Source organism: Staphylococcus sp. HMSC057A08, assembly GCF_001812925.1.
Taxonomy (GTDB): Bacteria; Bacillota; Bacilli; order Staphylococcales; family Staphylococcaceae; genus Staphylococcus; species Staphylococcus hominis.
Map to the genome: position 1 here is coordinate 240,651 of NZ_KV810857.1, position 13,869 is coordinate 254,519.

Sequence of the window (13,869 nt, forward strand, 5' to 3'; positions counted from 1 at the left end):
TCAATTTAAAATAAAAGTAGAATGTCAATTCAGGTGAATTCGCATTCTACTTTTATTTTATCTACTTTACTTTTTAAGAACGTATGTTCCGTGGTAAAATGAGTTTAAAGGAGCGTGTAGATAATGGAATTGAATACATATCTTGGAAGAGCTGGTACCGGTAAATCGTATCATATGATTAAAAATATTAAACAACAAATGAAAGAAAATCCTCTTGGAGATCCTATCATTTTAATTGCACCTACCCAAAGTACGTTTCAATTGGAGCAATCTTTCGTAAATGATCGAGAGTTAAATGGGAGTTTAAGAACGGAAGTTTTACATTTTGAGCGTTTGAGCTATAGAATCTTTCAAGAACTCGGAGGATTAACTGAAACACGTTTAACTAAAGCAGCTATTGAAATGATGATATTCAATATCGTTCAACAACACAAATCAGAAATGAAATTATATCAATCTCAAGCAGATTATTATGGTTTTAGTGAAAAATTAAGTGAACAAATCCAAGATTTTAAGAAATATTCTGTAACACCTCATCAACTTGACTTATTTTTAGAAGATAATGAATTACAAACAAGAACCCGACATAAACTAGAAGATATTTCGCTTATTTATCATTATTTTGAAGAACGATTAAATGGAGAATTTATTACCGCTGAAGACAGTCTTAATTATTTTATTGAAATAATGCACAAATCTGAGTGGATTAAGCATGCTGATATTTATATAGATGGATTTTATAACTTTTCAACGCTTGAATATCAAATTATTAAAGCATTAGTACAAAATGCTAAACAAGTTACTATATTATTAACTACAGATGGTAATGAAGATCACTTTAGTATGTTTAGAAAACCTTCTGACGTACTTATTCACTTAAAAGAAATTGCAAATGAATTACATATATCTTTAAATGAACATTATTTTACAACACCATATCGTTTCAAAAATAAGGATTTATTACAATTAGAACAACAATTTGACGCACTTCAAGTTAATCCAACTCAATCCCATGGTTATATTGATTTACTTGAGTCATCGAATATGAGAGAAGAAGTTAATGAAATAGCACGACGTATTATTAAAGATACACGTGATAAACACTTTAGATATCAAGATATTGCAATTTTATATAGAGATGAAACATATGCCTATCTATTTGAATCTATTTTGCCACAATATGATATTCCTTATAATATTGATACTAAAAAATCGATGACACATCATCCTATAATGGAAATGATACGTTCTTTATTAGAAGTTATCCAAAGTAATATGGGACTTAGTCCAATGATGAGACTATTTAAAACCAATATTTTATCTAATCAATTTAAAAATAGTAGTTACTTAATTGATCTATTAGAAAACTTTGTCATTGAACGAGGTATTTACGGTAAAAAATGGTTAGATGATAAATTGTTTAATATCGATAATTTTACAAAAATGGGACGTAAAGCGCATCAATTAACTGAAGAAGAAAAAGAAGCATTTGAAGACGTCGTACGCTTAAAGGATGATGTTGTAAATAAAATACTTCGTTTTGAGAAAGCCATGCTTCACTCTAAAAATGTTAGAGATTATGCAACTGCATTTTATGAAACAATGGAAGCTTTTGATTTGCCTAAATATTTAATGGCCCACCGTGATGAACTAGACTTAAAAGGAGACCATGAGAAAGCAGAAGAAATTGACCAATTATGGAATGGATTAATACAAATATTAGATGATTTAGTCACAGTATTTGAAGAAGAAGAAATGAGTTTAAATCGATTCTTAGAAGTATTTGACATTGGACTTGAGCAACTTGAATTTGTAATGATTCCTCAAACATTGGATCAAGTTAGCATAGGGACTATGGATTTAGCAAAAGTTGATAATAAAAAACACGTTTATATGGTTGGGATGAATGATGGAGTGATGCCACAGCCCTTGTCATCTTCAAGCTTAATCACTGATGAAGAAAAACGTTTGTTAGAGGAACGGGGAAGTGTTGAATTAAGTCCAACCTCTGATATCTTACAAATGGATGAAGCATTTGTATGCTACATTGCTATGACACGTGCATGTGAACAAATGACTTTTTCATATAGTCTTATGGGGATGCAAGGAGATGAAAAAGAGAAAAGTCCATTTTTAAATCAGATTCAAGCACTGTTCAGTAATTTGGATATCAAAAATATTCATTATCTTCATCATGCTTATCCTCTTACATTAATGGAACATCCACATCAAACTAAAATTCATTTATTTGAAGCATTGAAATCGTGGTTGGAAGAAGAAGCGGTAGCAGATACGTGGCTTGATGCTTATAAAGTTATAAGTGAAAATGAAGAATTAAATGACAGTATAAACTATTTATCAACAGCTTTAACATATGATAATGAAACCATTCAACTCACACCACAATTGTCAGAAGCATTATATGGAACGTCTATTAATGCTAGTGTTTCACGATTTGAAGGTTATAATGATTGCCCATTCCAACATTATGCTACTTACGGCCTTCGTCTAAATGAACGTACCAAATATCAACTTGAAAGTTTTGATTTAGGTAATATTTTTCATAATGCTTTAAAATATATTTCGGATAAAGTAAATGGAGAATTTAGTCAATTGGATAATCAGAAAATCCATGCACTTACTGAAGAAGCTCTACAACATGTCTTACCACAAGTGCAATTTAATTTAATGGATTCCAATGCATATTATCGTTATGTATCTAAACGTATAGGTGTCATTGTTGAAAGTACGTTAAAGGCACTTCGTTATCAAAATGAGAATACAAAATTTAGACCAAAACGTTTTGAAACTGCTTTTAGAAAGAAACCAAGAACGGAAGAAGAGTTGATTGCACATCCCTTAATGACGACACAAGGGATACCGATTCATATTCGTGGACAAATTGATCGTATCGATGCTTATACAAAAAATAATACAAGTTTTGTAAATATTATAGATTATAAATCATCTAATCATAGCGCCAATTTAAATTTGAAAAAAGTTTATTATGGTAAACAGATGCAAATGATGACGTATATGGATATCGTATTACAAAATTCAGAGCGGCTTGGTTTAAGTTCAGAGGTTAAACCAGGTGGATTGTTATATTTCCACATTCATGATGAACGTTTGAAATTTGAAAAATGGGGCGATTTAACTGAAGAGGCATTGAATAAGGAAAATATTAATCAAGCTATTCTAAAAGAATATAAATTAAATGGATTAATCAATAGTGATGCTGAAGTTATAGATGCTATGGATATAAGACTTAACGAGATATCTAAATCAGATATTGTACCCGTGACATTAAAAAAAGATGGAGGTATTAGTGCACGGGGAAGCCAAGTTGCTGATGAAACAACGATTCATAAATTTATTCAACACAATAAAAATAATTTTATTGAGACTGCTTCAAATATTATGGATGGTCACACAGAAGTAGCTCCACTTAAATTTGAAGACAAATTACCATGTGAATTTTGTAGTTTCCAGTCAGTATGTCACGTAGATAGTCTTATTGATAGTAAACATTATCGCCATGTAGATGAATCGATTAATCCAATTCAAGCAATTCAAGAGGTCGAATTAGAAAGCGGTGAGGACAATGAATAATATTCCAGTAAAACCTAAAGATGCACAATGGACGGATGCACAGTGGAACAGTATATATGCTAAAGGGCAAGATATACTAGTTGCAGCAGCTGCTGGCTCGGGAAAAACAGCTGTTCTAGTTGAACGTATTATTCAAAAAATCTTAAGAGACGAAGTAGATGTTGATAAATTACTTGTAGTAACATTTACGAACTTAAGTGCTAGAGAGATGAAACATCGTGTAGAACAACGTATTCAACAAGCTTCATTAGAGGATCCTAAGAATGAACACTTAAAAAGTCAACGTATAAAAATACATCAAGCTCAAATTTCTACACTGCATAGTTTTTGTTTAAAAGTGATTCAACAACATTATGATGTTATCCAACTAGACCCTAATTTTAGAACGATTAGTGAAGTTGAAAATGTACTTTTATTAGAGCAATCAATTGATGAAGTACTAGAACATCATTATGAAGATCCTGATATTGAATTTTTGACTTTAGTCGAACAACTATCAAATGATAGAAATGACGATAGATTTAGAGAAATTTTAAAACGATTTTATTATTTTAGTATAGCTAATCCTTCACCATTTAAATGGTTAGATTCATTAGTCGATCCTTACGAGAATGATGAGAAGCAACAAGACTACCTTAAAGAATTAAAAATACTAGCAGAAATATATATGAAAGCAGCATTTGACTCACTTCTTGAAGCAGAAAATCTTTTATCCCATTGTAATGCTGTTGAAAAACATTTAGAAGTTGTCCAAAGAGAGAAAATGATATGCCAAAGAATATTAGAAGATGGTGTTTTGAATAGAGATGCACTTCTTAATCATACACCTGAAAAGTTTCCACAAATGTCATCAAAAATAAAAAAAGAAAATGAAGATTTAGAGACACTTGAAGATATTAAATCTTTCTATAAAGAATATAATGAAACCATTCAAAATGTAAAAAATAAATATTTAATGCGTTCAGTAGATGAACTTAAAGACGATATGAAACAGTTAGCGCCTCGGATAAAATATTTAGTTCAAATCATTAAAGATATCATTAATGATTTTGCTAAGAAAAAACGTAGTAGAAATGTACTAGATTTTGCAGATTATGAACATTTTGCCTTACAAATATTAACAGATGAAAACGGGACGCCTTCTACTATCGCTAAAGAGTATCGTCATCAATTTGAAGAAATACTTATTGATGAATATCAAGATACCAATCAGGTACAAGAGGCAATTATATCTACTATCAAACGTGGTGATGAATTAGATGGCAACTTATTTATGGTGGGAGATGTAAAGCAATCTATTTATAAGTTTAGGCAAGCGGATCCTACATTGTTTATGAGTAAATATCATCGATTCACTAAAGAAGGGCAACAAACAGGACTTCGAATTGACTTATCTAATAACTTCCGCTCAAGAAAGGAAGTACTTTCAACGACTAATTATCTTTTTGATCATATGATGGATGAAGCGGTTGGAGAAATTAATTATGATGCCGATGCACGTTTATATTTCGGAGCTCATTATTATCCAGAAAAAGCAATGCCACTCGAATTACATGCGCTTATTAAATCTGAAAATGAGGACACAGACTTAGATAGACAAGAACAAGAAGCATATTATGTAGTTGAACAAGTAAAGCATATCCTTGACAATAAACTCGTTTATGATGCGAAAAACAATGCCTATCGTAAAGCAACTTATAAAGATATTGTTATTTTAGAACGTGGAATGAGTAATGCTAGACGTTTGCAAAAAGTATTTAAAGATAATAATATTCCGTTCCATGTTAATAGTAAGGAAGGTTATTTTGAACAAACGGAAGTACGACTAGTACTATCGTTTCTTAGAACGATTGATAACCCATTGCAAGATATTTATCTAGTTGGGTTAATGCGCTCTGTTATTTATCAATTTACTGAAGATGAACTTGCTGAAATTCGAGTAGTCAGTTCAAACGATGATTACTTTTATCAATCAATTTTACACTATATAAAATATGATCAAGCTAACGCACAATTAGTTAATAAATTACGTCGTTTTATTGAAGATATACATTTATATCAAGATTATGGGCAAACACATCCTGTGTATCAGTTAATTGATAAGTTCTATAATGATCATTATGTCATTCAATATTTTAGTGGACTGATTGGTGGTAAAGGCAGACGCGCTAATCTTTTTGGATTGTTTAATAAAGCAATAGAATTTGAAAATTCTACGTTTAGAGGACTTTATCAATTTATAAGATTTATCGATGAATTGATAGAGCGTAAAAAAGATTTTGGTGAAGAAAATGTGATAGGACCTAATGATAATGTAGTTCGAATGATGACAATTCATAGTAGTAAAGGTTTAGAGTTTCCATATGTTATTTATTCTGGTCTTTCTAAGAATTTTAATAAAGAAGATATTCGGAAACCTTTAGTATTAAATCAAAAATATGGTTTAGGAATGGAGTACTATGATTTAACAGACAATATTTCTTATCCATCACTTTCATCTGTAGTTGTTAAATCATTAACAGAAAAAGAATTGATTTCTGAAGAGATGCGTTTAATGTATGTGGCATTAACTCGTGCAAAAGAACAGCTCATTCTAATCGGAACGGTAGATAAAGAAGAAAAGTTAAGAAAGTATGAACGTTTGCCTATTTCAAATCAACTCATTGCACTTCATAAAAGATTATCAGTAGAACGACCTTTTAATCTGGTATATAGTATTTTAGCGAAACACTTATCTCAATCTATCACATCTGATTATCAATTTGAGACATCTATCAATCAATTAGATGACAGCTTGAAACCATATGTAGATTTGAAAATTATTCATTTCGATGAATTATCTTTAATAGGTGATTCAAATGAGACATTACATCGAACTATCAATGATATTGAAGAAGAAGCTCCGAATAATAAAGAAAACGAACAACAAATGATTCATCAATTAACGTTTAAGTATCCATTTATAAAAAATACTCAAAAGCCATCAAAACAATCTGTATCTGAATTAAAACGTCAATTAGAAACTAAAGAAGATGGAACAAGTTACGATAGGGTAAGACAATATCGCATTGGTGCTTATACTTATGAACGTCCTAAATTCTTAAGAGAAGAAAGAAAACGTAAAGCTAATGAAATTGGTACATTGATGCATACCGTCATGCAGCATCTTCCATTTAGAGAACAACGATTAACTGAAACAGAGTTAGATGACTATATTCATATGTTAATTGATCAACACATTATTGAAGAAGACGCTAAAAAAGATATCCAATTTGAAAGAATTATGGAATTTATTCGTAGTGACTTATATATGAAAATTGCACAAGCTGATGAAGTATACAGAGAGTTACCGTTTGTAGTTAACCAAGCACGTGTAGATGAAATACCAGATTTAGATGAAGATGTCTCCATTATCCAAGGTATGATTGATTTGATTTTTATTAAAGATAACCAATATTATTTTGTAGATTACAAAACAGACGCTTTTAATCGAAGAAGAGGGCTGACGGATCAAGAAATTGGAATACAATTACGTGATAAGTATAAAATTCAAATGAAATATTACAAAAACACCTTAGAAACAATACTAAATAAAAGAGTGAACGGCTATTTATATTTCTTCCAATTCGGTGAAATGAGCATTGAAGATGGTTTATAATATCAATCTTATTTTAATTTAGAAAAGATGCGTCAAATTTCTAAAATTTCAGACATATATTATTTGTTATTTATTAATAATTAAAGTTATAATATGAAATAAGATATAGATGAGGAGTTGATAATGAATGAAATTTTTATCATTCAAATACAATAACGCTGAATCATATGGCGTTAAAGTAAAGCGTGAAGACGCTGTATGGGATTTAAAACAAATTTTTGCTGAATTTGGTGAAGGAGACTTCCATCCACAAACGTTACTTGAAGGTTTACAACAAAATCAAACACTTGATTTCCAAGAACAAGTACGTAAAGCAGTAGTAGCTGTTGAAAATAGTGGAAAAGCAGATCAGTATAAATTCTCATTTAATGATATTGAATTTTTACCTCCTGTAACACCACCGAACAATGTTATTGCTTTTGGTCGTAACTATAAAGATCATGCCTCTGAGTTAAATCATGAAGTGCAACGTTTATATGTGTTCACTAAAGCAGCTTCTTCTTTAACTGGTGATAACGCAACAATTCCAAATCATAAAGATATTACAGATCAGTTAGATTACGAAGGTGAATTAGGTATTGTTATCGGTAAATATGGCGAAAAGATTCCTAAAGGCTTAGCACTAGATTATGTTTATGGCTATACCATTATTAACGATATTACAGACCGCACTGCTCAAAATGCACAAGATCAAGCATTCTTATCTAAAAGTTTAACAGGTGGTTGCCCAATGGGACCATATATTGTTACTAAAGATGAATTACCTACTCCAGAAAATGTTAATATTGTCACTAAAGTAAATAATGAAATTCGCCAAGATGGAAATACTAGTCAAATGATTAATAAAATTGATGACTTAATTCAAGAAATTTCTAAATATGTTGCTTTACATCCAGGCGATATCATTGCAACCGGTACCCCAGCGGGTGTAGGAGCTGGATTACAACCACCAAAATTCTTACAACCAGGTGATGAAGTTAAAGTCACTATTGATAACATTGGTACTTTGACAACTTATATTGCCAAACAATAATGCTAGTTATGTTTAAAGCGAGAGAAGCTAAGGCTTCTCTTCTTTTTTAATTTTAATACTTAAAAAGTGAAAATGTGTTATGATAATTGAAAGAAAGTGATTATAAATATTGGAGGTAATCAAGTCTTGTTACATATGCATATTGTGAGTTGGGTTTTAACCATTGTGTTATACATTATTGCATTTTTACACATTTCAAAATCACAAGGACCAACACCAACTTTTAAATCATTACATATGGGGCTTAGAGTCTTTATGCTCCTTACATTATTCTCAGGATTCTGGGAATTAATTGAAGAGTTTATGGCAGCGAGTCATGGTGAGGGTGGCAACCACATGCTTCTTACTTTAAAAATGTTATGTGGCTTAGGTGTTGTTGCTTTAATGGAAGTATCATTAGCTAAAAGAAAAAAACATGCACCTAGTCATGGCTTATTTTGGGCAACAATTATTTTAATTATTATTACTATGGCTCTTGGAATTATCTTACCATGGGGCCCATTATCTAAAATGTTCGGTTTAAGTTAAGTAAAAAGAATCGTTTGAGTGTCTACTCAAACGATTCTTTTTATATATTGCGTGCTTTGTAACCAATCATATTGATTAAATCTTTAGGATGACTATAAGGAGGCGCATAGGCAACTTCAAATTCAACCAATTCATCTACTGTAAGTTGATTCATCATAGCCATTGATAAAATATCAATGCGTTTATCGGCGCCTTGTTTTCCAACTGCTGCGGCGCGTAATAATCGTCTATTGTCTTTATTAAAATAGACACGTAAGTGTAGGGGTGTATTACCTGGGTAATATTCTGCGTGTGCACCAGACTTAATCTCAACCATCTCATAATTAAATAGACTTAATTCTTCAGGTTTTATTCCTACGCTCGCAAAAGTGTAGTCAAAAAATTTTACAATATTTGAACCAAGAAAACCTTTAAATGTAATATTTTTATTACCTGAGAGTTGTTCTGCTATAATATTTGCTGCACGATGAGCGCCCCAAGCTAAAGGTACTTGAGCATTCATATTTACATGGCGATAATGTGAGGTGATGACATCACCTAGAGCATAAATATCAGGTATATTTGTTTTAAAGCAATCATCAACAGGAATAAATCCTTTTTTATCTATATGAATATTTGATGAACGTAAAAATGATGAATTAGGATGAGTTCCTATCCCTTCAATAATAATATCGAAATCTTCACGTATACCAGATTTAAAATAAACAGTATGCGCTTGAATTGATTCAATTTCTTCATTTAATCTATATGAAATGTTTCTTTGATCAATTTCGCTAAAAATGGCTGCATTCATATCTTGGTCCATTAATTTATTGACTTTATCTGAACGATGAATCCATGTCACATCAAGACCACGTTGATAAAGATTTTCTAATACTTCTAATGAAATGTAACCAGCACCGACAACTAATGCTCGTTTAGCTTTATGACGAGTAATATATTGATCAATTTGGTCCATATCTTCTGCATTTCTTAGAGTGAAAGTAAAGTCATTGGTAAATCCAAGAGTATTCGCACTAGCACCAGGACTTAAAATTAATTTGTCATAAGTTTCATCGAATGTTTCGCCTGTTTGATGATTCAATACACGTACAACATGTTGTTGATCGTTGACTCCAATTACTTCATGATGTGTTTTAACTACAATATTTTTCTTCTCTTTAAAAACGTCTGGTGTAATAGGCAATATTTGATGACGATCAGAAACGAGATGTCCAATATAGTAAGGTAAACCACAATTAGCAAAACTCATATCTCGATCTTTTTCAAAAATGATAATGTCACTTTCTTTATCTAAGCGACGAATTTGACTCGCACATGTTGCGCCCCCAGCAACAGCACCAACTATAATAATTTTAGTCATACATATCCTCCATAACTAAGAAGTAAACAAGTAAGATACAATTATAATCTTTAGAATCTTACTTTAAGTACTCTCATTTTTATTATTGATAAGGTATTTCTAGCTTGAAAAATTCATTTAGGTAACGCCCAATTCCATCTTCGTTATTAGAATAAGTGATATGATTAGCGATATGTTTTAAATCATCTAAACCATTGTCCATAGCAATTCCGTATTGAGCATATTTAATCATTTCTAAATCATTATCTTCATCTCCAAATGCAATAATATTAGAAGAATCTATATTTAAATATGATTTAACATAGTCAATGCCACGAGCTTTACTAATACCTCGTTTTACGATTTCAATAACAGGAAAGGGTGCACCCCAACGACGATGTTCAATATTTTCAGCATAAAAACGAGTTAACATTTGTTTAATACGTGTGATATTCACTTCTTCAGCTTCCACTAATATGGAAGTTGGAGATTCATCAAGTTTTTCTAATAAATTGCCTGTTTGAATTTTAGGATTACCCATTGAAAAACCTTCAAATAATCGAGGATCATGATTATTGATAAAGACACTGTCTCTAACTTCAGCAATAATATTTGTAACATTAGCTTTTTGAAGAGCCTCTATAATACTTCTAGCGATATCTACATCTAATACCTCATGTTTGGTTTCAAAGTCATCTGCTTTTGGATGATGAACGTAGGCACCATTAAAATTAACAATAGGTGTATTCATATTAAGTTCATGATAATATATTTGGCTTGCACGATAAGGACGTCCAGTTGCAATCATTAAGTAATGACCTTGTTTTTGTAAAGAAGTTAAAACTTTTTTTGTATAATCACTAATTTCTTTATTATCATTTAATAATGTTCCATCTAAATCTAAACAAATTAAATAAGGTTTCATAAATATCTCCTTGCATTACGGTTCATAAATATTAGTTTATTTGTATCATAGCATTTTATTGGCGTTTTGTCGGATATTTGATATATTAGTGTAAAGATAATTATGGAGAGGTGATACTAATGGAAGAAGCATTAAAAGATAGTATCCTTGGCGCTTTGGAAATGGTAATTGACCCTGAATTAGGTATAGACATTGTTAATTTAGGTTTAGTATATAAAGTAAACGTTGATGATGAAGGATTATGTACTGTAGAAATGACACTTACATCTATGGGCTGTCCACTTGGGCCACAAATCATCGATCAAATTAAGACAGTATTAGCCGAAATTCCAGAGATTCAAGATACAGAAGTTAATATTGTTTGGAATCCGCCATGGAATAAAGATATGATGTCTAGATATGCAAAAATCGCATTAGGCGTTGGATAAATTTAAGCGAGCTCGATAGCATTAATGTATGAAGCTATTTATTATGAAGCGCTAGATACAATATTTAATAGAGAGTAGGGGATGAATTTTTCTTCTACTCTCTTTTTTAATATATAAGAATGTGACAATTTTATTTTTAAATGAGTAAAAAAGAAATGACACAATTGTAATATAAATTGAATTTACTTCTAGGTTATACTACAATACATAAGACTTATATCTTAGGAAAAGTATAATTTTCAACAATTAAGAATTAATCAATGAAAATGAATTTATATTTTATTTAATTGTATATCAAGTTTTCAGTCAACTTAGTATAAAACACAGAATCATATTATACAGTGTATTAAATTCATAGACTATAGAATGACCAATCATACATATAAACTTCTATAATTAACTTTATTGTTATTCTGATTTTAGTGCTTTTATATCTAATGAATTTATTGAAAATTTATTATTTAATAGGGAAAGAATGTGAACAATGAAACAAAATTTAGAAAAGGGCGTGCATGATAAAACAAAAATGCGCTATATGCCTGGTTTAGATGGTCTAAGAGCAATTGCCGTATTAGGCATCATTATATATCATTTGAATAGAAAGTGGCTAACTGGAGGTTTTATTGGTGTAGATACTTTCTTCGTTATTTCAGGATATTTAATTACAAGTTTACTTTTGAGAGAGTATGAAGAAAAAGGAATTATTAATCTTAAACAATTTTGGATTAGACGCATAAAACGTCTACTGCCAGCGGTGATAGCTTTATTAATAACAGTAGGTATTGCAACCTTATTATTTGAACCTCAACAAATTATTAGAGTTAAACATGATATTATTGCAGCGCTATTTTATGTTTCAAATTGGTGGTATATCGCTAAAGACGTTAACTATTTTGAACAATTTTCATTCATGCCTCTTAAACATTTATGGTCTCTTGCTATCGAAGAACAATTTTATTTATTTTTCCCATTTATTTTAGTGATATTATTACTTACGATTAAAAAATATCGTAATGTGACACTTATATTTTGGATAGTATCATTGGCCTCTTTATTAGAAATGGTCATTATATCACAACCAAATGTGGGATATTCGCGTGTTTATTTTGGTACAGATACTCGTTTACAAACATTATTATTAGGCGTCATATTGGCGTTTGTTTGGCCACCATTTAAATTAAAAGCTAATCCACCACAACGATTACGTCGTGCAATAGATGGAATTGGTATAGGTAGCCTACTTATCTTAATTATTTTATTCTTTACTGTTAACGACGATAGTGATTGGATATACAATGGTGGGTTTTATTTGATATCTTTAGTGACATTATTTGTTATTGCAAGTGTCGTTCACCCATCTACAATGATTGCTAAATTTCTAGGACATCCTTTGTTAGTGTATATCGGAAAACGTTCATATAGTTTATACTTATGGCATTTCGCCGTCATTAGTTTTCTACATATACATTTTGTTGATGGTCAATTACCAATATATGTATATATCTTAGATATACTATTAACTGTGGTGTTTGCGGAATTATCTTATCGTTATATTGAAACACCATTTAGACGTGAAGGGTTAAGCGCATTTTCTTTTGACCGATTACGTAGACCTAAATTTATAAGAACAATAGTTACTATCATAGCTGTGATTCCATTGCTATTAATATTTATGGGTGCATTTGATCGATTTGGAAAAGATGAAATTGCAAATAAAGCAAACAGTTTTAATACAAGTACTGCTGATAAATATTTAGTTAAAATGATGCCCGGTGAAAATATTAAGTTAAATGGACAAACAAGTAAGAGTGAGAATAAAGATAAAGTTTACACCAATATCAGCCCATTACTTATTGGCGATTCAGTTATGGTAGATATTGGTGAAGAATTTAAGTCTCAAGTTCCTAAAGCAACTATAGATGGTAAAGTAGGTCGCCATTTACAAGAAGCTTTGATAGTTGCAAATAATTATACTAATTATAATAAACCATCAAATCAAGTTGTATTAGAACTTGGTACAAATGGAGATTTTACTCAAGATGAGCTTGACCAACTTATTAGTAAATTTGGTAAAGCCAAAATATATTTAGTTAATACAAGGGTACCGAGAAGCTGGCAAGATAATGTAAATAAACAACTTTCAGACGCAGCTAAACGACATAAAAATGTTGTTTTAGTAGACTGGTATAAACGTTCTGCCGGTCATACTGAATATTTTGCATCTGATGGTGTGCACTTAGAACATAGTGGGGTACAAGCATTGTCGGACGAAATACTAAAAAATATGACTAAAAAATAAATAATTAAAAAGGATTAACTAGTTGAGGATGCTCACAAAGTTAA

At 30.8% G+C, this 13,869-nt stretch carries 8 protein-coding genes; 6 read left to right on the forward strand and 2 right to left on the reverse strand.

Features of this window, described 5'->3' with window-relative positions:
- Positions 1 to 123 precede the first annotated feature (123 nt).
- From addB to HMPREF2881_RS08455, 4 genes are all read left to right on the forward strand, one after another.
- Entirely contained in the window at positions 124 to 3,612 is a 3,489-nt protein-coding gene (gene addB, locus HMPREF2881_RS08440; RefSeq protein WP_002488354.1) for a helicase-exonuclease AddAB subunit AddB, read from the forward strand.
- Complete coding sequence (gene addA / locus HMPREF2881_RS08445) at positions 3,605 to 7,270, forward strand: helicase-exonuclease AddAB subunit AddA (protein ID WP_070653686.1); 3,666 nt, start codon at positions 3,605 to 3,607, stop codon at positions 7,268 to 7,270. The genes addB and addA overlap by 8 nt, the downstream gene beginning before the upstream one ends.
- 127 nt (positions 7,271 to 7,397) lie before the next feature.
- Positions 7,398 to 8,303 (forward strand): fumarylacetoacetate hydrolase family protein, encoded by a 906-nt coding sequence (locus HMPREF2881_RS08450; protein ID WP_002488350.1) that lies wholly within the window; start codon positions 7,398 to 7,400, stop codon positions 8,301 to 8,303.
- Positions 8,304 to 8,429: 126 nt separating this feature from the next.
- Positions 8,430 to 8,831: a YisL family protein gene (locus HMPREF2881_RS08455; RefSeq protein ID WP_002448252.1), complete on the forward strand. Its 402-nt coding sequence runs from the start codon at positions 8,430 to 8,432 to the stop codon at positions 8,829 to 8,831.
- A 40-nt stretch (positions 8,832 to 8,871) separates the two neighbouring features.
- On the opposite strand, the gene HMPREF2881_RS08460 is transcribed toward HMPREF2881_RS08455, so the two are convergent.
- Positions 8,872 to 10,194, reverse strand: a complete 1,323-nt coding sequence (locus HMPREF2881_RS08460; protein ID WP_002488331.1) for a CoA-disulfide reductase — start codon at positions 10,192 to 10,194, stop codon at positions 8,872 to 8,874.
- 82 nt (positions 10,195 to 10,276) lie between these two features.
- Positions 10,277 to 11,098 carry a Cof-type HAD-IIB family hydrolase gene (locus HMPREF2881_RS08465; RefSeq protein WP_002455535.1) on the reverse strand — a complete coding sequence of 274 codons (822 nt, stop codon included), beginning with the start codon at positions 11,096 to 11,098 and terminating at the stop codon, positions 10,277 to 10,279.
- 119 nt (positions 11,099 to 11,217) lie between these two features.
- Here HMPREF2881_RS08465 and HMPREF2881_RS08470 point away from each other — a divergent pair, with 119 nt between their 5' ends.
- On the forward strand, positions 11,218 to 11,526 hold the full coding sequence (locus HMPREF2881_RS08470) for a metal-sulfur cluster assembly factor (protein ID WP_002448080.1): 309 nt from the start codon (positions 11,218 to 11,220) through the stop codon (positions 11,524 to 11,526).
- A gap of 484 nt (positions 11,527 to 12,010) precedes the next feature.
- Positions 12,011 to 13,825 (forward strand): acyltransferase family protein, encoded by a 1,815-nt coding sequence (locus HMPREF2881_RS08475; protein ID WP_002488342.1) that lies wholly within the window; start codon positions 12,011 to 12,013, stop codon positions 13,823 to 13,825.
- The last annotated feature ends 44 nt before the right edge of the window (positions 13,826 to 13,869 follow it).

What these genes read in the sequence shown, in the direction of transcription:
- HMPREF2881_RS08460 (WP_002488331.1), bottom strand. Translation starts at nt 10,194, where the DNA reads ATGACTAAAATTATTATAGTTGGTGCTGTTGCTGGGGGCGCAACATGT.
- addB (WP_002488354.1), top strand. Translation starts at nt 124, where the DNA reads ATGGAATTGAATACATATCTTGGAAGAGCTGGTACCGGTAAATCGTAT.
- addA (WP_070653686.1), top strand. Translation starts at nt 3,605, where the DNA reads ATGAATAATATTCCAGTAAAACCTAAAGATGCACAATGGACGGATGCA.
- HMPREF2881_RS08450 (WP_002488350.1), top strand. Translation starts at nt 7,398, where the DNA reads ATGAAATTTTTATCATTCAAATACAATAACGCTGAATCATATGGCGTT.
- HMPREF2881_RS08475 (WP_002488342.1), top strand. Translation starts at nt 12,011, where the DNA reads ATGAAACAAAATTTAGAAAAGGGCGTGCATGATAAAACAAAAATGCGC.
- HMPREF2881_RS08465 (WP_002455535.1), bottom strand. Translation starts at nt 11,098, where the DNA reads ATGAAACCTTATTTAATTTGTTTAGATTTAGATGGAACATTATTAAAT.
- HMPREF2881_RS08470 (WP_002448080.1), top strand. Translation starts at nt 11,218, where the DNA reads ATGGAAGAAGCATTAAAAGATAGTATCCTTGGCGCTTTGGAAATGGTA.